This is a genomic window from Mycobacterium sp. 852002-10029_SCH5224772 (assembly GCF_001667315.1).
In the GTDB taxonomy this organism is placed as follows: Bacteria; Actinomycetota; Actinomycetes; order Mycobacteriales; family Mycobacteriaceae; genus Mycobacterium.
The window spans coordinates 58582-84225 of record NZ_LZHT01000091.1; the positions used below are offsets into that span (position 1 = coordinate 58582).

Annotated in this window: 18 protein-coding genes and 1 pseudogene; 14 read left to right on the forward strand and 5 right to left on the reverse strand. The window is 59.1% G+C overall.

Annotated elements, in window-relative coordinates; translation table 11 throughout:
- Positions 1–56 precede the first annotated feature (56 nt).
- Genes A5775_RS16600 through A5775_RS16625 form a run of 6 tightly spaced genes read left to right on the forward strand, consistent with a single transcriptional unit; the run spans position 57 to position 11811 of the window.
- Positions 57–242: a helix-turn-helix domain-containing protein gene (locus A5775_RS16600; protein WP_067254592.1), complete on the forward strand. Its 186-nt coding sequence runs from the start codon at positions 57–59 to the stop codon at positions 240–242.
- A gap of 2 nt (positions 243–244) precedes the next feature.
- The gene (locus A5775_RS16605; RefSeq protein ID WP_067254596.1) at positions 245–3514 is read left to right on the forward strand and encodes a helicase-related protein; all 3270 of its coding nucleotides are present in this window, start codon (positions 245–247) and stop codon (positions 3512–3514) included.
- Positions 3511–4176, forward strand: a complete 666-nt coding sequence (locus A5775_RS16610; protein WP_067254600.1) for a DUF4391 domain-containing protein — start codon at positions 3511–3513, stop codon at positions 4174–4176. The genes A5775_RS16605 and A5775_RS16610 overlap by 4 nt, the downstream gene beginning before the upstream one ends.
- A gap of 18 nt (positions 4177–4194) precedes the next feature.
- Positions 4195–6117 carry a site-specific DNA-methyltransferase gene (locus A5775_RS16615; RefSeq protein WP_197512645.1) on the forward strand — a complete coding sequence of 641 codons (1923 nt, stop codon included), beginning with the start codon at positions 4195–4197 and terminating at the stop codon, positions 6115–6117.
- 5 nt (positions 6118–6122) lie between these two features.
- Positions 6123–9203, forward strand: a complete 3081-nt coding sequence (locus A5775_RS16620; RefSeq protein ID WP_067254606.1) for a type III restriction-modification system endonuclease — start codon at positions 6123–6125, stop codon at positions 9201–9203.
- 16 nt (positions 9204–9219) lie between these two features.
- Positions 9220–11811 carry an AAA family ATPase gene (locus tag A5775_RS16625; RefSeq protein WP_156660735.1) on the forward strand — a complete coding sequence of 864 codons (2592 nt, stop codon included), beginning with the start codon at positions 9220–9222 and terminating at the stop codon, positions 11809–11811.
- 409 nt (positions 11812–12220) lie between these two features.
- Here A5775_RS16625 and A5775_RS26280 read toward each other — a convergent pair.
- A pseudogene (locus tag A5775_RS26280) lies at positions 12221–12988 on the reverse strand (type IIL restriction-modification enzyme MmeI); the annotation flags it as partial.
- A gap of 44 nt (positions 12989–13032) precedes the next feature.
- Positions 13033–13290, reverse strand: a complete 258-nt coding sequence (locus A5775_RS16635; RefSeq protein ID WP_156660736.1) for a hypothetical protein — start codon at positions 13288–13290, stop codon at positions 13033–13035.
- A 316-nt stretch (positions 13291–13606) separates the two neighbouring features.
- On the opposite strand from A5775_RS16635, the gene A5775_RS16640 reads away from it, so the two are divergent.
- The 5 genes from A5775_RS16640 to A5775_RS16655 all read left to right on the forward strand — a co-directional run bounded on the left by A5775_RS16640 (position 13607) and on the right by A5775_RS16655 (position 19725).
- Positions 13607–14197, forward strand: coding sequence for a recombinase family protein (locus tag A5775_RS16640; RefSeq protein WP_067254614.1), 591 nt, complete (start codon positions 13607–13609; stop codon positions 14195–14197).
- Between the two features lie 40 nt (positions 14198–14237).
- On the forward strand, positions 14238–15119 hold the full coding sequence (locus A5775_RS16645) for a PIN domain-containing protein (RefSeq protein ID WP_067254617.1): 882 nt from the start codon (positions 14238–14240) through the stop codon (positions 15117–15119).
- 291 nt (positions 15120–15410) lie between these two features.
- Positions 15411–15965, forward strand: coding sequence for an SHOCT domain-containing protein (locus tag A5775_RS25500; RefSeq protein ID WP_156660737.1), 555 nt, complete (start codon positions 15411–15413; stop codon positions 15963–15965).
- Between the two features lie 617 nt (positions 15966–16582).
- Complete coding sequence (locus A5775_RS25015) at positions 16583–17791, forward strand: SIR2 family protein (protein ID WP_082953053.1); 1209 nt, start codon at positions 16583–16585, stop codon at positions 17789–17791.
- Between the two features lie 371 nt (positions 17792–18162).
- Positions 18163–19725, forward strand: a complete 1563-nt coding sequence (locus A5775_RS16655; RefSeq protein ID WP_255362116.1) for an ATP-binding protein — start codon at positions 18163–18165, stop codon at positions 19723–19725.
- Positions 19726–19753: 28 nt separating this feature from the next.
- On the opposite strand, the gene A5775_RS16660 is transcribed toward A5775_RS16655, so the two are convergent.
- The 3 genes from A5775_RS16660 to A5775_RS16665 are packed head-to-tail and all read right to left on the reverse strand — an operon-like array spanning position 19754 to position 22898.
- Complete coding sequence (locus tag A5775_RS16660; RefSeq protein WP_067254630.1) at positions 19754–21280, reverse strand: hypothetical protein; 1527 nt, start codon at positions 21278–21280, stop codon at positions 19754–19756.
- A gap of 36 nt (positions 21281–21316) precedes the next feature.
- Entirely contained in the window at positions 21317–21658 is a 342-nt protein-coding gene (locus A5775_RS26285; protein WP_369827883.1) for a helix-turn-helix domain-containing protein, read from the reverse strand.
- Between the two features lie 34 nt (positions 21659–21692).
- Complete coding sequence (locus A5775_RS16665) at positions 21693–22898, reverse strand: site-specific integrase (RefSeq protein ID WP_067254633.1); 1206 nt, start codon at positions 22896–22898, stop codon at positions 21693–21695.
- 603 nt (positions 22899–23501) lie between these two features.
- Here A5775_RS16665 and A5775_RS26290 point away from each other — a divergent pair.
- From A5775_RS26290 to A5775_RS16670, 3 genes are all read left to right on the forward strand, one after another.
- Positions 23502–23852, forward strand: coding sequence for a zinc ribbon domain-containing protein (locus tag A5775_RS26290; protein WP_369827884.1), 351 nt, complete (start codon positions 23502–23504; stop codon positions 23850–23852).
- Positions 23853–24024: 172 nt separating this feature from the next.
- Positions 24025–25125 (forward strand): hypothetical protein, encoded by a 1101-nt coding sequence (locus A5775_RS25505; protein ID WP_156660738.1) that lies wholly within the window; start codon positions 24025–24027, stop codon positions 25123–25125.
- Positions 25126–25148: 23 nt separating this feature from the next.
- On the forward strand, positions 25149–25592 hold the full coding sequence (locus A5775_RS16670; RefSeq protein WP_067254637.1) for a DUF2971 domain-containing protein: 444 nt from the start codon (positions 25149–25151) through the stop codon (positions 25590–25592).
- The last annotated feature ends 52 nt before the right edge of the window (positions 25593–25644 follow it).

Below are 25644 nucleotides of genomic sequence, written 5' to 3' on the forward strand. Positions count from 1 at the left end.
ATCCCGCTAGGATCGGCCAGTCGGCACGCGGGGGGTCGATAGCTAGGAGGTCGCCCGTGCCCGAGCCATGGCTCTCAGCTGACGACATCGCTGCCCACCTTGGCGTCACCAAGGACACCGTCTACACCTGGATTGCCGAGAAGGGCATGCCAGCTCAGAAGCTGGGGCGCCTGTGGAAGTTCCAGGCAGCCGAGGTCGACGATTGGGTTCGCCGTAACGGGGCGACCACTGCGGGAGACTGAACGTGCACATCATCGACAATGTCAACGACCTCCTAGGCGATGACCTGAAGGCTGAGATGCAGGCAGGGTCTAGGCTGCGTATCGCTGCATCGACGTTTTCCATCTTTGCGTTTGAGGCGCTGCGCAAGGAGTTGGAGCGCGTCGAAGGGCTCGAATTCGTCTTCACCTCGCCATCGTTCGTCGCCGCGGCGGCGACCGATCAGCTGCCCAAGGAACGCCGACAGTTCTTCATCCCGCCGGGACCCAACGGGGAGTCTTCGCTCTACGGCTCGCAGTTCGAGATCCGTCTGCGCAACAAGCTGACGCAGCGTGCCATCGCGCGTGAATGCGCGGAATGGGTGCGCCGCAAGGTCCGCTTCCGGTCGAACCGGACCGGCGCACCGATGCAGCAGTTCGCCGTCGTGGATGACAGGGTCGCCTACCAGCCGATCCAGGGGTTCACTTCCGCCGACCTTGGCTATGAGCGTGGAAACGCGGTGTCAAACGTCGTGACCAAACTCGACGACGCTCCCATGGCACGGCAATACGCCGCCCTGTTCGACCAGATCTGGAACAACCCCACGCAGCTCGAAGATGTGACCCAGTCGGTGTGCGACCACATCGCGAGCGTGTACGCCGAAAACTCACCGGCCCGGATCTACTTCCTGATCCTGTACAACCTGTTCTCGGAGTTCCTCGACGACATCAGTGAGGACGTCCTGCCCAACGACCGCACCGGCTACCAGGAAACGCAGGTCTGGCAGAGCCTGTACAACTTCCAGCGAGACGCCGCGACGGGAATCATCAACAAGCTGGAGACCTACAACGGCTGCATCCTCGCCGACAGCGTAGGCCTCGGAAAGACCTTCACCGCGCTAGCAGTGATCAAGTACTACGAGCTGCGCAACAAGTCCGTCCTGGTGCTTGCACCGAAGAAACTCGCGGAGAACTGGACGAACTACAACGCCAATCTGACCACCAACATCTTCGCCCGAGACCGGTTCAACTACGACGTCCTCGCCCACACCGATCTTTCCCGCACCAGGGGTGAATCACTGGGGCTGCGACTCGACCGAATCAATTGGGGCAACTACGACCTGGTCGTCATCGACGAGTCACACAACTTCCGCAACGCCGACTACGCAGAAGAAAAAGAATCGCGCTACCAGCGACTGATGCGTCAAGTCATCCGCGAGGGCGTCAAGACCAAGGTGCTCATGCTGTCGGCCACACCGGTCAACAACCGCTTCAACGACCTGAAGAACCAACTCCAGCTTGCCTACGAAGGAGAATCGGAGAACCTCAGCCAGCACCTCAACATCTCGACCACGGTCGAGAAAGTGTTCAGCGACGCACAGCGGGTCTTCAACGAGTGGTCCAAGCTCGACCCCGAGGCGCGCACCACCGACCGTATCTTGCAGATGCTCGACTTCGACTTCTTCGAACTGCTCGACTCGGTCACCATCGCAAGGTCCCGCAAGCACATTCAGGCGTTCTATGACACCACCGAGGTCGGCACCTTCCCGCAACGCCTCCCCCCGAAGTCTTTCCGTCAGCCGCTCTCCGACCTGCCCAAGGCGCCCACGTTCAACGAGATCTTCGAACAACTCCAGGCACTCACCCTGGCGGTCTATACGCCGCTCGCCTACGTATTCCCAAGCCGGATCGGCAAGTACGAAGACCTCTACAACGTCAAGGGCGGCACTGCGCGCTCCAATATCGGGCAGCTCGGCCGTGAGCAGGGCTTGAAAAAGCTCATGACGGTCAACCTGCTCAAGCGTTTGGAGAGTTCAGTCGAAGCGTTCCGGCTCACCCTCGCCAAAATTGAAGGGGCGGTCGACAACACTCTGATCCGGCTCAAGTCAAGAACGGGATCCCTGAACGACCTCAGCGTCGATTTGTCCGGCCTGGACCTCGATGTCGACGACGAGGACGACGCCAACGTCGAAGCCCTCTCGTTTGGCGAGAAGATCAAGATCGACCTCGACGACATCGACGTAGAATCCTGGCAGCGCGATCTGTGGAACGACCGCGAGACCCTCCGTGAACTACTCGACGAGATGCGCAGGGTCACACCGGATCACGACCTCAAGCTGCAGGAGCTCAAACGACTCATCGAGGACAAGGCCGCCAACCCCCTCAACCCGTTGAATCGCAAGGCACTGATCTTCTCGGCGTTCGCCGACACCGCCGAGTACCTCTACAAACAGCTCGCGCCGGCATTGAGCGACTCCGGGTTACACACCGCGCTCGTCACCGGCGGCGCCCACGCCGCGAAAACAACGCTGGGGACCGGCTACGACTTCCAGCAGGTCCTGACGCTCTTCTCGCCGAAGTCCAAACAACGCCACCTCACCATGCCCAAAGACACCGGCGAACTCGATGTGCTGATCGGCACCGACGTCATCAGCGAAGGCCAAAACCTCCAGGACTGTGACTACCTCGTCAACTACGACATTCACTGGAACCCGGTACGGATCATCCAACGATTCGGCCGCATCGATCGCATCGGCTCGACCAACGCCCAGATCCAGCTCGTGAACTTCTGGCCCGACATCTCCCTCGACGAATACATCAACCTCAAGGAACGCGTCGAGAACCGCATGGTCATCGCCGACCTCGCCGGCACCGCCGACGACAATGTCCTCACCCTTGAAGGCAGCGATGCGGCGTTCCGGAAGGAGCAGCTCCGCAAGCTCCAAGACGAAGTCATCGAACTAGAAGACGTCCGCACCGGTGTGTCCATCACCGATCTCGGTCTCAACGACTTCCGCATGGACCTGCTGGGATACCTCAAGGAGTCCGGCGATCTGGCCACCGCGCCGAAGGGACTTCACGCCGTAATCCCCGCAGACCCCTCGAAAGGCCTTCATCCCGGCGTGTTGTTCGCGCTGCGCAACGTCGACTCCGACGAGAACATCAATCGGGGCAACCGGCTTCACCCGCACTACCTCGTCTACCTCGACGACAACAGCAACGTCATCGCCGACCACACCGAGGCCAAACACCTGCTCGACCTGATCCGCACAGGATGCCGGCCCCATGAGGAACCCGTCACCGAGGTCACCCGCGCCTTCAACGCTGCCACCCGCGAAGGCGCAGAGATGGGCAAGTACTCCGAATTGCTCACCGCAGCAATCCGATCCATGATCGATATCACCGAAGAACGCGATATCGACAGCCTCTTCAGCGGAGGACACACGACCGCGCTCACCCAGGCAATCGCCGGCCTCGACGACTTCGAACTCACCGCATTCATCGCGATCGTGGACACCACCGAAGGAACCACATGACGGCCCTGCTCTACCGCTGGCCCGTCGCCGCCAAATTCGGCCGTACCGTCCCCAAGGTCAAGTTCTACGAACACGGCACCGTGCCTGGTGCGGTGCGTGACAAATTCGTCACCGAGGTCCAGCGCATCATCTGGACCTACAAACTCGCCCAATCCACCATCAACCTGCCCGGCAACGCAGATGTCCCCGAGATCCAAGTCTTCCAGATCGACACAAAGGGCGACGACGTCGGCGAATCCGTGCTCGCCGCCATCGACAAAGCGGTGAAGACCCCCATCATCTTCGAGATAGTCACAGGCGAAGGAGACGACCAGCGAGTCCGGATGGCCGCATCGCACAAGCAGGTCGGCGCCGCTACGCCGAAGCTCAGCGCCTACTACACGACCGACTGGCAATCCCAGGATGCCGAGCGGCAGCCACTACCGACAGCGATCAGCCTGCCGTCCCTGTACACCGCCATCCTCGCGCCGCTGACACCGGTATCAGCACGGCCTGGCGAGGAATTGTCGGACGTTGCTGCCAGACTCCAGGCCGTGCGCAAGCTCGAACGCGAGGTCGCCGCCCTGGAGCGCAAACTCCGTGCCGAGCCGCAACTCAACCGCAAGTTGGAGCTTCGGCGCACCATGAAAACGAAGCAAGCAGAACTGGAACAGCAGAGGTAGCAGATGGAAAAACTTCGCATGACATCGCCCGACCTGACCGAGGCCAATATCGACAGGCTCGCCGAGCTGTTCCCCAACGTCATCACCGAGACGCTCGACGTTGATGGGAATCCCAAAAAGGCCGTCGACTTCGACCTGCTGCGCCAAGAACTGTCAGACCACGTTGTCGAAGGCCCCCAGGAGCGCTACCGGCTCGACTGGCCCGGCAAACGGGAAGCAGCCTTCGCCGCCAACGCGCCAATCGCCAAGGCCCTCCGTCCGATCCGCGAGGAATCAGTCGACTTCGACACCACCAAAAACCTTTTCATCGAAGGCGACAACCTCGAAGCCCTGAAGCTGCTGCAAGAGTCGTACCTCGGCAAAGTCAAACTCATATATATCGACCCGCCCTACAACACCGGGAACGACTTCATTTACGACGACGATTTCGCCGAGTCCGCCACCGACTACCTCGCGCGATCAGGCCAGGCAGACGGCGAGGGCGCCAAGCTCGTGGCGAACACGGAAGCTAACGGCCGCTTCCACTCCGACTGGCTGAGCATGATGTACCCGCGCCTGAAGCTGGCTCGCACACTACTGAGTTCCGATGGCCTATTCATCGCCAGTATTGACAGCCACGAGACGCACAACCTGCGCAAGCTCTGCGACGAAGTTTTTGGTGAGCGCAACTTCGTTGCTGAAGCAATCGTTGTAGCAAGCCCGAGAGGCCGCCAGTCGGACTCCTTCCTTGCCGGAGTACACGACACCCTCTTGATCTATGCACGCGACCGAGCCGCTGCTGTGGTGGGTGGGCGTCCGCTTGAATCGGACCAACGTAGCGAATTCAAGTTGAACGATCCCGACATTGGGCCCTACCGACTGCTGGGGCTGCGCCAACGGGGTACCGCTTCCAAGCGGAGCGATCGACCAGACATGTACTTTCCGTTTTATGTTGCGCCCAGCGGTGATGCCATCTCGCTTGAGCCCCATCCTGGATGGTCAGAGGTCCTTCCCCGTAAAGCTGACGGCACCGACGGTCGATGGGCGTGGGGTAAGGAGAGGTGCTCGAAGATGAAACACCTCCTTGTCGCTAAGTGGATCGAGCGCCGCAATGAGTTTGACGTCTTCCATAAGGACGCGCTGTTCCGGGAAGGAGCGGAGCGACAGCGGAAGTTCAAGACTCTGTGGGACTCAAAGGGCTTCGATAATCAAAATGGTACGCAGGAGACGAAGGCGCTGTTGGGCGGTGACTTCATGAGTTACCCCAAGCCTGTTGCGCTCATGCGAGAGATCTGTCTCCTTGGCGCGCCCGATGGCGGAACGGTAGTCGACCTGTTCGCAGGCTCCGGCACAACGGGGCAGGCAGTACTTGAGGCATCTGCTGCCGACGGCAATTCGCGCCAGTTCATCCTGGTTCAACTCGATGAGCAGCTGCCGGACGGGTCGGTCGCTCGCAACGCCGGTTACCGGACGATCGCTGAGTTGAGTCGGGACCGTGTACGCCGTGCCGGCAAGCAGCTCATAGAAGATGCTGGATTGGCTGCTGGCGGGTACGACATCGGATTCCGGAGTCTTAGGGTGGACACAACCAACATGGCAGTCGTCCTACGTGCTCCGGACGAGACGGGCCAACAGGCACTCACTGAACTTGAGAACAGCGTGAAACCTGGTCGATCCGGGGAGGATCTGCTGTTTCAGGTGCTGCTGGACTGGGGTCTCGAATTGACCATGCCCGTCACGGCCGAGCAGCTTGAAGGGCGTGAGGTTTTCGTCGTCGACGACGATGCTCTCATCGCGTGTTTCGATTCGGACGTAAGCGCGGAGTTGTTGCGGGCCATCGCGAAGCGTGAGCCGCTGCGGGTGGTATTCCGTGACTCGGGCTTCGCCTCCGACGACGCTCGGATCAATGCGGAACAGATTTTCCGTGAGATCTCCCCGGCGACGGATGTGAAGGCCATCTGACACCGATGAAGCTTCAGTTCAAGATTCAGCAGTACCAGACCGATGCCGTAGATGCGGTTGTCGAGGCCTTCGCCGGACAGCCGAAGCATGATGGTGTCTCTTATCGGATCGATCCGGGCAGAGCGAAGCCCACCACGGCACCGATGCTCTTTGACCCGAGCGCGACCTCCGACTCGGGTCTGCGAAATGCCGAGATCGCTTTGACACCAACGCAGCGGCTAGAGAACGTTCAGCGAGTTCAACGGTCGCGAAACTTGCCGCTGTCGGACAAGCTGGTGGACAGCAAAGCGGCTCCGGGTGCTCCGAATCTCGACGTTGAGATGGAAACCGGTACCGGTAAGACCTACGTCTACATCAAGACGATCATGGAGCTGCACAAGCGGTACGGTTGGTCGAAGTTCATCGTCGTCGTCCCGTCGGTCGCGATTCGCGAGGGAGTGAAGAAGTCAATCGATTTGACGGCCGAGCACTTCCAGCAGGCGTACGGCCATAAGCCCAGGTCGTTCATCTACAACTCATCCCAGCTGCATGAGTTGGAGCGGTTCAGCTCAGACGCCGGCGTGCAGATGATGATCATCAACATTCAGGCGTTCAATTCGACGAACAAGGATAACCGTCGCATCTACGACGAACTCGACGACTTCCAATCGCGGCGGCCTATCGATGTCATCAGCGCAAACCGCCCCGTTGTGATTATCGACGAACCGCAAAAGATCAGTGCGCCAAAGTCATTGGAGGCACTATCGCGGTTCAATGCACTCATGGTGCTGCGCTACTCGGCTACTCACAAGGTCGAACACACCAAAATTCACCGCCTCGATGCGCTTGATGCGTACAACCAGAAGTTGGTCAAGAAGATCGCGGTGCGAGGCATCACCGTGAAGGGACTCGCCGGCACGACTGCCTACCTTTACCTGGATGCGATCGAGATCGCCAAGGGAGCAAAACCGCGGGCCCGCATGGAGATCGAGGTACAGACCAAGGGTGGGCCGATCAGGCGGCAGGTCAGGCGCCTCGACGTGGGCGCCAACCTCCATGACATCTCCAATGGCATCGAGGCGTACAAAGGCCTCTTCATTACCGATATCGACGCCAACCGCGACGTCATCGAACTCAGCAACGGTGATGTCGTCAGCGCTGGACAGCTCTGCGACCGTGACGTCACCGAAGAAGCTAAGCGCCGCATTCAGGTCCGGGAGGTGATTCGGGCACACCTTGAAAAGGAACGGGAGCTGTTCGCCCAGGGCATCAAGGTGTTGTCGCTGTTCTTTATTGATGAGGTTGCGAAGTACCGCGATTACGGCCGCGAAGACACGCTCGGCGACTATGCCCGGGTCTTCGAGGAGGAGTACGCCTCGATCGTCGATGAGATACTCGGCGAGCTGGAGCTCGACGTCGCTGCCGCGGCATATCGGGCGTATCTTCGCCGCGACGATGTGCATGCCGTGCACGAGGGATACTTCTCGATCGACAAGAAGACCAGGCACGCGGTCGACGGGCCAGTACACGCGACAGGCGACGAGAAGGGCCAATCCAAGGACGTCGATGCCTACGACCTGATCCTCAAGAACAAGGAACAGCTGTTATCGCTGGCCGAGCCCGTTCGCTTCATCTTCTCCCACTCCGCACTGCGCGAAGGCTGGGACAACCCCAACGTGTTCGTGATGGGCATGCTCAAAAAGAGCGACAACACCGTGTCCCGACGCCAGGAGATCGGCCGAGGCCTGCGCCTGGCCGTCGACCAAAATGGCGAACGTATGGACAACCCCGTGACGGTGCACGACATCAACGAGCTGACGGTCGTCACCGACGAGTCCTACACCGACTTCGTCGTAGGGCTACAAAAGGAAATCTCCGACTCGCTCGCCAAACGGCCACGCAAGGCGAGTGTGAAGTTCTTCACCGGCAAGGCAATTCAGACGGAAGACGGCGAGTCGGTAGTCGAGGAAGCCCTCGCGCAGGCGCTCTACAAGTACCTAATCAAGAACGACTACGTGAACGACGATGACACGCTCTCCGACGACTACAAGGCAGCAAAAGAGGCTGGCACCCTTGCAGAGCCGACATCAGAGGCCCTGAAACCGATACTCAAGTTTCTCTTGCCCTTGGTCGACTCGCTCAACATCGACGTACCGGTCCCAACCGATGACCGCAAGCCCAAGAAGATCCCGCTCAATGAGGCCAACTTCGCCAAGAAGGAGTTCCAGGCCCTATGGCGCCGCATCAACCACAAGGCTGTCTATCAGGTCGAGTTCGACTCATCCGAGCTCATCACCGAGTGCATTCAGGCACTCGACAAGCATCTCAACGTCGCCGCGATGCAATACGTCGTCCAAGCCGGCAGGCAGCGCGACTCCCTAGAGGCTGACGACCTCGCCAGCGGCGGCGGCTTCGACGTGTCCAGTACCGCAACCCACACCGCGACGGTGTCGGCCGCATCCCAGGTCAAATACGACCTACTCGGCGAAGTGACCGAGAAAACGAAGCTCACCCGCCGTACCGCGGCAGCAATCCTCAGCGGAGTCACCCCGGAGACGTTTGCCAAGTTCCGGCTCAATCCAGAGCAGTTCATCACCGAGGCCGCCCGACTCATCAACGAGCAGAAGGCAACAGTGATCGTTGAGCACCTGACCTACGATGCACTCGAAGACCGTTTCGACACAGCGATTTTCACGGAGAACCAGACCAAGCAGGATCTCACGCTTGCCGGCGGCAAGCTGACGAAGCACATCTACGACTACGCCGTCACAGACTCCAAAGTGGAACGCGCCTTTGTCACCGAACTCGATACCAGTCAGGAGGTTGCCGTCTACGCGAAGCTGCCACGAGGATTCTTCATCCCGACTCCTGTCGGTGACTACAACCCAGACTGGGCCATCGCGTTCACCGAGGGGTCCGTCAAACACATCTACTTCGTCGCCGAGACCAAAGGCTCGCTCTCGTCTCTCCAGCTCAAAGGTGTCGAGGACGCAAAAATCGAATGCGCCCGGAAGTTCTTCGCATCGCTGAGCGAGAAGAATGGCGAGGACGTCAAGTACGAGGTTGTCACCGACTACACCGAGCTGATGCAGCTCGTGACGGTGTGAGCGCGGGCGTATTCACATGAAAGACGAGGTGCTGGAATCTCAGGCGGTCGCCATGGAGGACCCTGGTCTTCCCGACCCGCGTGAGACTCTCGCGGGGTGGGCGAATGAGCAGGATGAGTGGATCCGCTCAATCATTCGACATGTACTTGGCACTGGCCGGGCCCTGTCAAACGACGACATCGATGTTGTGTACACGCTCTTTCGGCAAGAGAAGGGACTCGATGAGCGAACGCTCCCGACGGAGCCGAGCCTCGCGATGGAGGCGCCAGAGGAAGATACCGAACTGCCGCTCGTGATCACGAGGCTCTCTGAGGTCACCGGCGTCAACGCGATCGTGACGGGCTCGGTGATCGAGCCCCACGTAGGAATGACCATTCTGTTCGGCGAAAACGGCACCGGCAAGACTGGTTACGCGCGGATCCTCAAGGCGCTCGCGGGAAGTCGTACCGCGGACACGATCCTTGGCGATATATCAGCGAGCCAAGAGGTAGCGCTATCGGCAAAGATCGGGTACACGATCGGACCCGAAGTCAACGAGTTCGTGTGGACTGGCGGGCAGGGCCAAGCCCCCTTCACACGGATGTCGATCTTCGACAGTCCCGCGGTCAATTTCCATGTTGATGACGACTTGGAGTACTCCTACGTCCCGACTGTCCTTGCCCTGTTCAATCACGTAAGCACGGCGATCAAGGGCGTGCAGGAGCGCATAGCCAAGTCCGTAGGGGACCTGTCGTCCGGATCGACCACACTGCTCAGTCGCTTCCCCCGTGAATCGACTATCTATCCGCTCGTGGAAACGCTCGGCGCGTCAACGGATCTTGCGGACCTCAACGCGCGGGCTGATAGAGGCTTGGACGTCGACCAGCGGACCGATGTCCTGCGCCGCGCGGTTGCCGCGCTTGAAGCCGGCGCCCTTACTGCCCAGATCGCAGAGCGGCAGCGAGGCGAGCGAGTGCTGCGGCAGGCAGTGCTTGCGGCCACCACGCTCGGCGCATTGGACGCCCAAGCGTTAAATGCGCGAATCGAGCGACTAGCCGAACTCCAGTCCGATTACCGCACCTTCCGCACGGAGCTATTCGCGGCCGCCGATCTCCCGGCAGACCCGGAGGAGACATGGGAAGCGTTCGTATCGAGTGGTGACCGGTACGCGGCGCACCTGGAATCCCTTGGCGTGCATGATGTGGAGCGTTGTCTCTACTGCCGGCAACCCCTGACGGATCCAGCCAGGGCACTTGTCGCAAAATACGGCGATTACCTCACGGACAAGATCAGCTCCGACATCGCCTCCGCCCAACAAAGCATCGGTAGCGTGACGGCGCCGATATTGGCAATCCAACTGAACGACGTCAACCCATTCGTAGATGAATACGAGGGTCAGGCCGACAGGCCGTCGTTCTTCGCGGGAGTTGCCGGCATTAGAGACGCCGCTACTGCTGCAGCGGCGGCGATTCGAGCGGGAGGCCCCATAGATACCTCCGGCTTGGCGGGCGTGTCGACTCTGGCTTCTGCGGTGTCGGCGGCGCAGGTGTCTATCGCGGCAGAGATCGCGGACCTGAAGAATCAGGCGGAAAATCGCGCCGATGCTCTTCGCGAGAAGAAGCGTGAGCTGGCGGAGCTGACGGCGGCCGGGGAGCTTGCGAAGTCGTGGACAACAATCCAGGCCCAGGTAGAACGGGCAAAGGAGTCGGACAAACTGCGGGTCTTGGCCGGCAAGTTCTCCTCCTTGGGTCGGTCGGTGACCGAGCTCGCAAAGGCGGCGAGCGACCAACTCATTAATCAGAGTTTCGACAAGCTGTTCGCTGAGGAGTGCGAGGCTCTCCGTGCACCGGAGCTCAAGGTCGAGTTCGTGGGCCGACAGGGCCGAGCACAACGTCGCAAGACCCTCGCCGGTCGGCACAAGCCGTCCAAAATCCTGTCCGAGGGAGAGCAGAAGGTGCTCGCGCTCGCCGATTTCCTTGCTGAGGCCCGCTTGGCTGGGATCACGGCTCCGGTCATCTTCGATGATCCTGTATCGAGTCTGGACCACCGACGCATCAACGAGGTTGCCCGCCGAGTCGCGAGCCTCGCGGAATGCAACCAGGTGATCGTCTTTACGCATGACATCTTCTTTACGACCACGCTGTTGTCGCTCTTCGAAGCGTCGAAGCGTTGCGCCTACTTCCAGGTCACTGACGAGGACGGGAAGGGCAAGGTAACCCGTGCATCTGGTCCACGTTGGGATTCTCTCGGCAGCCTCAAATCCAACATCAACAAGACCATCGAGGCCGCCCGAGCCGTCGACGGCGAGTCGCGTGCCGCCTTGATCCGCGATGGCTATGGCTGGATCAGGTCGTGGTGCGAAGTGTTCACGGAGACGGAGCTACTGAAGGGCGTATCCCAGCGGTATCAGCCCAACATCCGTATGACCACCCTCAGTGAGATCAAGGGCGGGGCACTTCCGGCCGCGTCGAAAGTCGTAACTCGCGTGTTCGAGGACGCCTGCCGATACATCGCGGCGCATTCGCAGCCACTGCCCACCCTCGGAGTCGGCCCAAGCCTGGCGGGTTTGGAGACACACTGGAAGGAACTGCAGGACGCCCGAACGCAATACGCGGCTGCGACCGAGTAGCACGCACTCGGTGTGACGTACTCCAAGCGGCTGCCGGAGGCCTGACAACGTGTCGCAAGCCCGATCGTTCACAGTCAACAGTGTCTCGTGAGACACCAAAATTTCGCATAATGAAACGGTCGAGGACGGTGAATGCGCAGAGGTCATCGAGGACCTGGGCCGCCTCGCTCGGCGTCGTTGCAGCGTCGATCCGTTCCTGCCAGGGGCGGATGATGGTCGGCGTAACGATCTTCATGATGTCGGCCTCATGCGTGTAGTGAGCGCCGAGCTTGCCAGCGATGATTCGCTCCATCAACGAGCCAAAGATTGTGGGCTCCACCTTGCCCCAGTCGTAGCCACTAGCCTCGGCGAGCAGAGCCAGTTCGTCATGGTTGAGCTCAATCTCGGCGGGGTCCGCGAACAACTGCCCATTGACGAACCGAGTGCCCGCGAGGATACCTTTCCGATGTTGGTTGCCCTTTTGGTTGAGCACTCGGAACAGAAAGCCAAGTTTCTGTGCTGATTCCTCGGGGGTCTTGGCAGCTTGTGCGACCGTTTTCTTGAACGGCGAGCCGTCCAACAACCCGAGTTCCTCAGCGAACATGGTCCAGACGGACTGCATGATGAATCGGATGATTTCGTCTGGCGGTGCTGCGCTGCGGTCAATTAGCGACAGGTACACGTCGCCTACCTGGTTTGCAGCCTCGGCAGTAAGTTCCTTATGTAGCTCCGCGAAGTTTGGTTGCTGGTCTGTGCCAGCAAGGAACATTAGCGCGTCGTAGCGCGACGGCAGGTCCTCAAGAGCAAAGGTCGTTCTGGGCGCTTTCGGGAACCTTCCGGGCTCCCAGATTTCGAAACGTTTGAAGTTGCAGAGCACTACCCACTGCGCTGCGGGAGTGTCTGAACTTTCGTCCGCCGATTCCTCCCAATACTTTTTCACCTGTTCGCGGGCCGAGCTGACATCGACGTGCGGAGCTTTCATCTCAATGATGCAGACGCCCGGCCAGTGCAAGTCCATGAATCCAGCCGATGATTTAAATGCCTCGAACTGCGCACCTACTTCGATGCGGTCCGATCCGTACGCGTCGAAGAGCTGATTCAGGAAGGTCTGCGCCTCAGACTTCTCGGTGCCGTTATAGTCAGCCCACTTCTTACCGAGCTTGGTCAGGTACTTCTGGATCTCTTCACCGCTGCGCACAAGGGTGACTTTATTGGGATCCGACGACCACGACCAGCAGGCGGCTAGACGAGTCGCATTTCATTCCCCGCGAAGTAGGCATCCTTTTGAAGTCGGGTCCGAACCTGTTCGAGGCTCTTGATCGCATCGCCCAGCGCGAGCAGCGCGTTGCTCTCCTCAGGGCTCGGGCCGAGTCGCTTCTTCGCTTTCTTCGCTCTGGCTAGAGCGTGTTCGACGTTAACCAGTACGTCAGATACTTCTGTCATCGCCCGTTCATGCGCGGCTTGCGCCTCTGAGCGAGGGTCGTGAGCAGGGGTGCCCATGGTTTCTCCAAACCCACCTTGGTTGCGGCTGTAGTGCTTCACCCTAGCGGCGACGAGCGAGCCATGACGAGTGCCACGCTTCGTAGAAGTCGTGTCGTGGATAAATCGACGTCTGTGGATTGCAAGCATCGCGCTCACCGATCGCGACAAGCAGCGATGCGCACTCCAACCTCGCCTGTTGCAAAACTAAAGAATTGAGACATGAAGACCGGAAACGAATGTGTAGTAGAAACTACGAGTTCGGGTTGTCTCAAAAGTTGACGCAAAATCGGTGTCTCATACCGATGAGTTCTGAGAATTATGAGATACTGAGTGCATGGCAACGATCACCGCCGGGACCGGAACCCAGCTCGGTTACGCCCGAGTGAGCACCGGCCACCAGTCCCTCGACCAACAGATCGACGCGCTTACCGCTGCGGGGGTGGATTCGCCTCGGGTCTACTCGGACAAGCTTTCTGGCACCTCGACGCGAGAGCAGCGGCCCGGTCTCGCGGCCCTGCTGAACTACGCCCGCCAGGGTGATGCCATCGTCGTGGTGGGCATTGATCGCCTGGGGCGCAACGCAGCCGAAGTAATGGCGACGATTCGTGAACTTGGCGAACGCGGCATTGTGCTGCGTTCACTCCGCGAAGGCATCGACACATCGAACGCGACGGGCCGGATGGTGGCCGGCGTGCTCGCAAGTCTTGCGGAACTTGAACTTGAACTTGGCCGCGAACGCCGGTCCGCAGCTCGGGAAGCGAGACGCGTTCGCGGACAACACATCGGTAGACCGAAAGCACTCGACGACAAGAAAATTGCACTGGCGCGACGAATGCATGCTAGCGGGGAGTCAGCCACCACGATTGCAAGCACTCTCGGCGTCAGCCGCGCGACGATATACCGGGTGCTGTCGGACGCGGCCTGACAGCACCATCACTCGGGTAGAACGATAGTTAGGTGGTGCGATGCCGGAGAGTTACCTGGAAAGACTGCTCACGGAACTAGAACAGTTGCAGCAGGCATACCTCGACGTCCTTGATGACTCGACGATTGAGAATGTCGATCCGAATAGAGGCGGGGGCGACATAGCCTTCTTCGGCTACGCAGAGTGGGGATGGGGCAAAAGCGACAACAATCTTGAGTCTCGTCGCATGACGTTATTACGAACCGTGCGCGAATGGGAACCACGATTCCGACTCCTGTTTCCGCATCCCACGCCTCGCGTGAGCAAACGCTTAGATGAGAACCTGGGCCGCCTCAGGAAATGGCTTGTACGAGACGGTAAGAAACCGCACGATATTCCATCGACCATCGCTCAGGCGAAGGATAAGCTCACCACGACTGTAGGGAACCTTCGGGACTTGGCCGACTTACTTCCACCTGACGATTACGCAGTGAGGCTGGTGGTCGATACGAACGCACTAATCGACAACCCTGACCTGGCTGCCTATAAGGGAACTCTTGGCAACCGCTATGTAATCCATCTCCTACCGGTCGTACTGCGAGAACTTGACGACCTAAAACGCGGCGGGCGTAGTGAGATCGTCCGCCAAGGCGCGCAGGCTGCCGAGCGGAGGCTGAAAGGCATACGGAACAACGGCGACGTTCGCAAGGGTGTGCGCGTAGCGAGCAACATAGTCGCGAAATTCGAGCACATCGAGCCGATAGCCGAAAATCTTCCTGACTGGCTCGACCTGACAGTGCCCGACGACCGTCTCGTTGCGTCAACACTGCTGCTGCAAAGTACGCATCCCGGATCAGCCTTCCACGTTGCCACCGGCGACATCAACCTTCAAACGAAATTAGCGGCGGTCGGACTCCCATTCGTGGAAGCCCCTAAGCCATAGCTCGCACAGAGGCGCGGCTCAAGGGTGAGGGCTGCCCCTTCGCCCATCAACGCCCGCCTTGAACAGCGCAGCACCCGCACTCTCTCCGGACGTCACGGCATCGACGCCAGGACCATCTGTGGCCGAACGCGTGTTGACCATGAGGCGAAGTCGCGAATGTGATTCAGTGCAACCATGACCCGTCTGTCGTTGGTGATGCTAGGAGGCATTTGTCCGTTCGATGTCTGGCCGTTGTGGTGGCAACGCGTGATCTGACGTTTGCTCTCACCTGCTAGAGGTCTTGTATCAGGGATGGAAGAGGTCACAGAGTTCCTATCAGGTATAGCCAGATTCATGGCACTTGCGAAGCTGTCGAGGACTCAAGTCAATACTGCGGCGCAAGATGGGATAAGCCCCCGTCCCGCCAAAACAAGCAAGATGGAGAATAAGTTGTCGAACAAGCCACACGCTCCGATAAATCACAAATTCGGCCCCTTCACGGTGCTCACCGAATATCCGGATGGAACTGCTGAATACCTTAAAGGTCTTACGACCCATTTCAGAGTGCGTATCGCCGATGTTCGCGGCTTCTCCGTTACCAAAGGGGCGAAGTGGGCTCAACGAGATTTAAACGTACTCGGACAAGGCACCGTTATCGCGACCGTCGTGGACTGTTCCGATGTCATGTGCAATAAAATCGAGGAGTGGTTTCGCAACCATCCCCAGTTCTATACCAATGCTCCGACAGCCAGCTCTAGTTCGACATCAGTGGCCGATGAGCTAAGGAAACTGGCCGATTTGCGGACGGAAGGCATCTTGACGGAGGCAGAGTTCCAAGAGGAAAAGGCGCGACTGCTACGACGATAGGCCCCGTCCACTCGGCCGCCACCCCACAGACAGCCCGCAGCACACCCGTCGACGACCATGAATCTCACTCCGTTCTCGACGACAAGACTGACCGTGCTACGGGATTGCGAATCATTAGCTGTTAACGCTCACCAATGAGCGTTAACAGCAAACCTCTGGCAGAAGCGCCTGATAAGCCGTGGGTCGCGCTCAGAACCGGTATGGGTGCCCGGGGAGCGTTTTTGTGTTGTCGGCCATGCCTGTCGGGTCCACCCGCCAAACGCCCATGTTGTACTCGTATGCATCGAGAAGGCCGGCTCCAAGGGAGTGGGGGTGGGGGGTGGCCCCTCAAGTAAGTAGCACCCGCCTCGTACAGCCAGCGGGTCTTCTCTCTCCGAACATTCGTTTGAGATAGCGTCCGAGATTCCGCGTCTGCACCGTCAGATTTAGTTTCGAAAGCTAGGGTTACCGGGGAGGAGCGTTGAGGACGGAGCTTGTTATTGCGCAGGCGATCGAAGCGCTTAGATCGCATTCATTCAGCACGTTCACCACCGCGTTCTTCGCGAACAGGGCCGTAGCGAACAGAACTTCGGCCCCTCATCACGCCGCTTCTGTCAAGAGAGCTGGATTTTGAAACGATGACCCAATCGACCACCAGCGCCAACCCGTCCCAAGACCGTCCGGTCGAAGTTTTTGCTGCGTTCACGCGCGACTGGCAAAGCCTCACGTCGGCCGGCGATGAGTCTGAGGAAGACCGAGCGGCAATTTTGAGTGCAGAACGCAGCCTTGCCGACGAACTGAGAGCGATCGCGAATGCCGAATGTCTAATCGTTCTCGCTGGACTTGGCACGTCTCTTGGCATTAGGTCCACGACTCCGGAGGTTGCGTACAGCGGCGCGCCGTCGATGGCTGACCTATGGAGTGATGTCGAGGAGCTTGATTCGTTCAAATCTATACAAGACGCCCTTACGTCTTCTGTCGTCGCGACTCGCAATCTTGAATACGTGCTCTCTGATGCTCAGGCACGACTGGCACTCGATCAAGAGAACGAAGACTTGCAGATTTTCGTGACAGAGGCAGAAGGCATAGTCTTGGATCGGTGCACATTCATCAGCCCGGCTTCTGATGTAAGCGGCCATGAAATCTTTCTACGTAAAGTTGCGCGTCGCTCGACACGCCTACGTCGGACACAAATTTTCACGACAAATTACGATCTAGCATTCGAAACAGCAGCGGCACGGACGCACTTCAACGTCATCGATGGATTTGGACTTGGGGGAGTCGAGTTTGACGGAGCGTCGTTTGATATAGATTTTGTGCGTCGCCGACCACACGAACAAATCACTCTCGAACCAAGCGTATTTCATTTGCTTAAGCTACATGGTTCGGTCGACTGGGATGCGTCAAGCGGTGTTGTGAAGAAGGTGCAGCAGCGGCCGGAAAACCCAGTCTTGATCTATCCCTCAGCGGCAAAATACCAATTATCCTATCAGCAACCATATCTTGAATTTATGTCGCGCTTTCAGATTGCACTGAGACAATCCGATGTGGGTCTCATCATCGTCGGGTTCGGGTTTAACGATGAGCATATCGTAGCTCCGATCGCGGCAAGCTTAAGGAGTAATGTCGGCTTGCGTGCAGTTGTAGTTACCCCAGGAGCGCGTAGCGAAAATAGGCCCGACTCAATCAGTTGGATAGAAGGACTTATTAAGGCAGGTGATAAGCGGCTTTCTATTCTGAATGGCACTTTCGACGATTTGGTTCGGTTGCTGCCCGGCATGCCCTCATCTGAGGAGCGCGATGCGCATGTCGAGCGCGTCGCAAGTGCCGACAGGATGCCGCGCTAGTGGATCGACATCCTTTCGCACCCGAGCGCCAGATCGGCGTCATATACCAGGTCGAAGGCTCTATAGCGGATGTAAGCCTCGAATCAGCGACTCGACTGCCGAAGTCTCACTACGGGGAGCACCTTGGACGTGGCGAGGTCAGCGAATTTGTCTTGATTGATGTTGGCGGAACCGCAATCTTCGGCCGGATTCTTGGCATTAAAATAGCACCACAGAAGATCGATGCCTTAGCTCAGGGACTCCGAAACGTTCTAGCAGAGGGGCGGATTCAGCTGCTCTCAACGTTAAACCTAGACGGTACGGCTACGCGGGGTATAGCGAAGTATCCGAGGCTAGGCGACCCTGTTTTCGCAGCCACGACTGAGGCCGTGATGGCGGTTCTCGGCGCTAGCGCTATTGAGCCGGCGGCTCTCCTGCTAGGGCGATTGTCGGTGGACGAATCTGTAGAGGTGCGCGTACCTCTTGCTCGGCTTTTTGGCCGACACTTGGCCATCGTCGGAGCTACAGGTTCAGGAAAAAGCTGGACGCTCGGGCACCTAGCGGAAAGTGTTGCGCATCTACGGGGCAAGATGCTCTTGATTGATGCGACCGGCGAGTTTCATACACTCGGCGATAAGGCCCAGCATATCGCATTTGGATCAACTGACGGCGAGCCGGAAGGCTCGCAATTGGTGGGCGTCCCGCACTACATGATGAGAGAGTCTGATCGCAACGCTTTCCTGACGCCTTCGGGTGGTTCGCAGCTGCCCAAATTGCGTGAGGCGGTACGTACACTACGGCTTGCTTACGCAATATCGCACGATCCGGATGCGCGATCTGAGCACAGCGCGATCGTACACGCCGATGGTTATATCGTGAAAATGGGAAAGAGCCGCATTCTATATCGGGAAGCGGCAGAGACTTATATGGTCGCGGTCGAGGGCCTTCATGCGCCGTTTGACATTCGACAACTTGCGATTCAGATCCAGCAGGAGTGCGTGTTTGCCACAGCTCAAAACGACTCTAGGCAATTTGGGGGTGTAAGCAATAGTGAGCTGGGGTACGTCGGAACGCTCGTAAGCAGGGTAAATGACTTGTTACAGATCCCGGAGGTAATGAGTGTTATTGATCCGCCGCCGGACACGATGGATGCTACTCAGGTCATTAAGGCTTGGATCGAACAAACGGACGCCCACGTTCTCCGCGTGTCGCTCAAGAATTTGACGTTCGCAAATAACTTGCGCGAGATTGTTGTGAATATCCTTGGTCAAACACTGCTCGGATGGGCGCGTGAGGGTTTATTTCGAAGCATCCCGATGGTCGCCGCGATAGATGAGGCACATCAATTCTTTGACGTGACAGTGGGAGACGAGTTCGCGAGTGCTCGGCTCAACGCATTCGACTTGGTTGCAAAGGAAGGTAGGAAGTACGGCTTGACCGTGTGCGCTGCCACGCAGCGTCCGGGGGACCTTCCTGCGGGAGTTTTGAGCCAGGTGGGGATGACTATCGCTCATCGCTTGTCAGACGGCCGCGATCGGCAGCGTGTCGAGCAGGCGGCGGCCGAACTAGATCACTCGGCGACGCGCCTCTTGCCTGGCTTGATCCCAGGGGAGGCGGTCTTGATGGGTATCGACTTCCCGGTGCCCGTGAGCGTGCGCGTGAACAGGCCCGTGGAGCCCCCTTCCTCTCAGGGGCCGGACTACACAAAATGGGGCCTTGTCGGGCAGCCCGTTGAGAACTTGCCGAAGCCACCGGTAGGGCAGGTCCCCGAAGACGATGCGGAAGATGACGTCGGGTACGAGATAGACGACGACCCTTGGGCTGGATACGAAGGCCCAGGACCCGACGACGAAGAAGAGCACGAGATAGACGACGACCCTTGGGCTGGATACGACGGCCCAGGACCCGAAGAAGAGGAAGAGGAAGAGGAAGAGGAATACGAGGGACCGTTCTAGGTCGGAAACGGCCCGAACTACTAGGCGCTCAGCCGGCCAGCGTCCAGTGAGTTCCCTTGTGGCCCCTGGTGTTGGCAGCAACATACAGTTGATTCTTCGCATATCCTGCGGCTTCCCCCGCCTCCCGCACAGCGGCCCCCTCCACGGTGTCGTGGCCCTTGGCGCGCAGCTCAGCAAGGTGCCCATCGAACCATTTCTGGCATGAAATTCTCGACGTATCCGTCTTCTGTGGCCGGTGCGCTTCCATGCTTACAACGGTGGCCGAGCGTTCATCCTGAACGCGACGTTCATCTCCGCTGACATGCGACGACACCCCCTGAACGGACTGTTCACCCTGAACGGTCCCCGTCAGCCGATAGCGGGTGCCGCCGGCAACAGAAATGGCCAGCACCCGACCCTCATCAACTAACTCGGCGAGGGCCTGTGCAAGTAGCTTCCGACGGTGCGGCTTTCCCAATGCCGAGTTCAAATCGCTGGCCGACGCAACCCCGCCCCGCTTGGTCAGCACCGCGACGATGCTGGCCTTCACCGACTCAAGTTGCTCACGTTTGTAGTCCTCACGCCCCTCGCAGCGGAGAGCATCATTCTTGCCACGCTCGCGAAATGCAGCGGCCCGAATTTCGGCCTCCTGCTTTAGCAGTGAGGCGCGAGTCCGGTCGGACACCGCCATGATCTTCCCCGACTTGTCCCAGTCCCATTCGGTCACCTCGGAGCGACGATGCATGATCGCCAGGAGCGCGGCGACCTTGCAACGGGTCAGCACGGCATGACCATCAAGCGCGTCAGCCTCGCCACGATTCCGCGCGATATTGGCCGCGCGGATAGCGGGCACAATCTCCGGGAATCCGTACGTGATGTCCACGACATCGTCAGCACCTGGATTCCATATCGGCAGGTCCGTCACCAACGGCGCGGGGTCTCTGAAATCGCCATCTGCGATGTTCGGGTCGGTCACTGGCACCCATAGGAACCGTTGCGGAGTGCCACCGGTCGTGTCTCCGAAGATGACATTGGCGTGACCCGGCTGCACTCCAACTGACAGGCACGCTCGATAGGAATGAGCCGGAACGTTGCGGCTACTGTCTTTTGTCGCGTTGGTCTGCCCGATCTGCTCACCCATCGCCAGACTCTTCACCGTCGGCAACAAGACGCTGCCTTGGGTTTTCGTCAACGCGGTAAGGGCATCGACTTCTGGCACCTCGAAGATGACTGGCTCAATCTCACCTGATCCAGACCGCCGCGCAAACACTTCGGCAATCCCCTGACCCGAGCCGAGAGGGAGCGTCAGGATTTCGACAGGCCATGCCAAGGCCGCAACCTTGGCACTGCTCCCCTTGCCTGCTCCGGACCTCCCCACGAACGCGCACAACAGATTTAGACTGGCTCGACCGCCGATGACCGCCGGCAACTGCACATTGGGCGGGACGCTGGCAGCGACCCGAAGCAACACCCCAAACAACACCGCCCACGGTGACACATAACGAGCACATGCCCACCCGTGAATCTTCCTCAACTGATCACTATCGGACTTCAAAAAGAACTCTTCATCATTCATGAGCCTGCGTCTTCCTTAGCCAAGGGGTTAAGCGAACTAAGCTGCGAACATTGGCTTTTCGAGTGCCAACAACGAATCGCGGTCGACTCGAATGGTCGAACGGCCCCCGATCCGGTAAGCCTTTAAACGGCCATCCGCGATCATCCGCCGGACCGTCTTGTCCGAACAGTTCAGCCGGGTCGCGGCCTGAGCAATAGTGGGCCGCAAGGGAACATCAGTGAGACTCATGGGTACTCCGCAACGAATCCAGTCAGGCACCATGTGATTGGGTGCCCTACCTTTTGACTGGACGCGCCCGGTCAAACCGTTTCGTGACTCACCGGGAAGTTTCGTTGCTGTACGCGTCCACAAACTTACACAGCAAAAGTTAGCACACATGTTCGACAAGGCAAGGCAATAGCGCCCCGGCGTGTCACTGCTGGGCAAGCTTTGACATTGCCGCCGCGAGCTTCGCGTCTCTCCCCTGCCCGACGTGCTGGTAGCGCATCGCGGCCTGTGGCGATGAGTGCCCGATGCGGTCCATCAGTTCTCCGAGGGTTGCCCCCGTCTGCGCATACAACGTTGCGCCGGTGTGCCGCAGGTCGTGGAACCGAAGGTCTGTGCGCTTGGCCGCAGCCCTGGCCTTGTAGTAATGCCGATACAGGGTGGACGGCTGCAATCGCACGGGCTGGCCGTTCGCGTCAGCCTCCCCCCGCTGCGGAGGAAATAGCAATGAATCCTTCTCGTTACCAACGTATTTAGATGCTAAATGTGCCTCAATCGCTGGGAGTACGTGTGGCGGAATGGCGACGTCGCGGATACCGGCCTCGCTCTTTGGCAGCCCAATTTCCCAGCCGCCCTTGATCCGAGACGCTGCCCGACGTATGTGGATCACACCCTGCCGAACCTTGGTCTCGTTGGCCTCCTGGTCACGCTCCACAACCTCGTAGATGTTGATGTCGTTGCGCCGCAACTCGACCAGCTCGCCGTCTCGCATCGCGCACCAGGTAGCCAACACAACCATTGGCGCCAGATGTTCGGGCATCTCGGAGACGATGATGTCAAGCTCTGCATACGTCGCTGGCTTGGTCTTGCTCTTACGCTCGGTGCTGCCGCCGCCGATAATCTCGCACGGGTTGACGTCAATCAGCCGGTCACGCTTGCGGGCCGTCTCCATGATCGTTCGCAACAACCCGTAAGCATGTGCGCGGGTAGTCGGCGCATTGGGAGCAACCTTGGCGTACCAACGGTCAACGGACCCCATCGTGATGTCGCGGACGGCCTTGCTCTGGAACGTCGGGTAGATGTGAGCTTCCAACAGTTGTTCGTAGTGCTCGCGGGTGCGCGGACGCAATGGACGGCCCTTCACGGTGCGCGTCTCGACCCACTTGCGGGCATAGTCGTCGAACTTGATTTCGGCTGTGCGCTTGGATTGCTTCTGCTCGGCGGTCGCCGGCGGTGACCACAGTTCCCGGTCAATCTCGCGGCGGCGGTCTGTCAGCCAGCCTTCGGCGTCGATCTTCGCCGCGAACGTGTGAGGTGCGATGTACACCCGGCTATCGGGGCCGGTGTAGGACGCCTGCCAGCGACCCGAATTGAACTGCCGGATGCGTCCGAACCCGCGCCGCTGCCGTGCCACCCTTATCGCCCCTATCCTGCTATCGCGCGCAATATAAACGCAATAAGGGTGCCATCGTCTGGGTAGCAATGTCCAATATTGTCTCGCGATAGCTTGACACATACCAGCAGCTAAACACCGTATTTAGGCTGGTGGTGGCGATGGGGACAAATTTGCTCGCACAACTATTCAATCCCAGTATCGCGCACCAGCGTTTTAGCATTTCAACCATGGTACCTAGTTGAGCTATACGAGTTGCGTGCCAAACTACGTGCCAATAACGGGCTATGATTCCGAGGGCGCAGCGCGGGCTCTCAACATCGTCGCGACGGTTGTCGACCAGCTATGACCGCACGCTCGGGACACCAGAGCCACCAAATTCACATGGGTTCGCCACCCGGCCTCCATTTCGTTGAAAACGCCCCATTGCGCCTGCGTCGCCACCTAGCCTCGAAGTTTGTGAATCTGGAGACCGCGATACTGCTCTGGCTGTTTTGCGCCGCAATCGGAGCGGCAATCGCTAAGTCGAAGAACCGCAACTGGACCGAAGGCTTACTACTCGGCGGGTTGCTGGGCGTGCTCGGCGTCATCATCGAGCTTTTCCTGCGTAGTCAAGCTCCTGGCATGCAAGCAGCTGGCTGGTACCCCAACCCAGCAGGGACTGGGAGCCAGCGATATTGGAACGGTAGGGAATGGAGTGACCTGCCGCCGCGCCCTGGGGAGAGTAACGCCCCTCAAGCAATCAACGGGCCGGCCGCGCTGCAAGCACAAACCAAGAAGTGTCCGGACTGCGCGGAAACCGTCCTCGCCGATGCAAAGCTATGCAGGTACTGCGGGCACCACTTTCCCACCAGCAACGTCAAATGCTTTAAGTGCCAGTATGTCCAGGCAGTACTGACAAGCCAAACGGCGTTTGCATGCGAGCAATGCGGCCATCGTCTAAAGCGCCACACCCCATCGTCCGCTGGTAATTAGTGGGTCGAGCGCGGCCAAATGCGTCAGCCCGGCCCCGGCCGGCAGGAGAGACCAGCCGGAAACCGGGCCGACACAGACGCAGCGGCAGGCGGCAGGTTCCCTACGGCCGGGGAAGATTCCGAGCACGGGCATTCCCGGGGCACCGCGTGACGTCGGCGCAACAATAGGCGGCATGAACGTCCTGGCCGCCCTCGCGCTTTCCACAGCATTCTTCGCGCCGACGGCTCCTGCGCCGCCGCTCTCGCCGTCAACCTGCCAGCCAGTCAGCAACGGAGGCAACTGTTATCAGCCCGCCGAACTCTGCCGTAACAGAGACCACGGCGTGACCGCTGACGGCGAAAAGATTGTTGCGCCAACAATGATTGTTGGCGTTGGGAACCGGCTTCCTAACGTGGCCAGCAAGCGCAACCGCACGCGGCCGACCTGCATGTTCTGTGAAGGTGACGCCCCGATCACCCGCGAGCACATCTTCCGGTCGTCATGGAAGCACAAGATCGATACCAGCGAGCACCTGGTGGAGCTGCCGTTTTTCGAACGAAAGTTCACCCAATACGGGCAAGATAATTCCGCGGTACGAACGAAGTCGGAAGACCTCTTCTCCACCAGCGTCAAGCGGGTATGCGCACCGTGCAACAACACCTGGATGAACGACCTGGATTCAATCGCGGAGCCGTGGGTCTTCGATCCCAACAACGATGACAACCGATGTGATTCAGCGCAATTTCGGCGCTGGGCAATCAAAATCGCGCTACTGCGCCTGTATTTCGAGCAAACATTTCTCATCGAACCGGGCGATACGGCGAAAATCTATGCTGGCGAGGACATCCCGGACTGGCATGTGTTCATCGGTCATACCCAGCGCCCGGAACACCGACACTCGCTCTGCGGAATCGGCCCGGTCACCATAGCCCCACCAGGCGGAAAAGTGTATGGGCTTACCCAAGTGTCGTGGACACTTGGCCACAGCCTGGTCGTAGCTATCCGCGTCGTCATTCGCGACTACGAACCACCATTGAGCGAATTCGATGAGCTATCACGGATTGCCTCAAAAACTTCAAGCAGTACAACCGCTGGCGTGGCATCGAAGTGCTTGAGGTGCTGCCCGGCGCGAAGCAGATGCCGAGTGTGCGTTCGCTACCAGCTCTGCCCACCGCAGAAGTTCAACGTCTCGTCTGGCTCTTTACCCCTCGTCCCATCTCACCGATCGCGTCTAACGTGCGCGAGGCGAACGAAGGAATGCAGCAGCTCGCGCAACAACTCGGCCTGGAGGTAAACCAGCCCCGCTAGGTTGATGGCGTGGCCATCGTTTATCACTACACGGACACGCAGGCGTTCAAAGGCGTTATCGAGAACGCCGCATTGTGGGCCACCGACTTCAGGTACCTCAACGATTCCGGCGAGCTGGTTTACACGTGGAACGAGTTCGTGGAGCGGCTTGACCACCTCGTTGACCAGCCGGGAGATCACTCCGAGGCGTATCGGGCGCAGCTTGAAGCGCTGAGGCTAATGAACGCCAGGGACCTGATGCTGTTTGACGACGCCATGTTTGTTGCGTGCTTCACCGAATTACCCGACGAAGTCACTCAGTGGGCCGGATATGGCGACAAAGGACGCGGCCTGGCGCTCGGGTTCGACTCCGAACGCATTGCTACGCTTAAGGTTCCCCAGTATCGCCACGGCCTCGACGGGCAGTTGACGCCCATGAAAGCGATCGTCGGCCTAGGTCCCGGCACCCAGTGACGCCGCCGCGAGACAGCGCCAAGACCAGCTGCCCTGATAGTTACTAACCGGA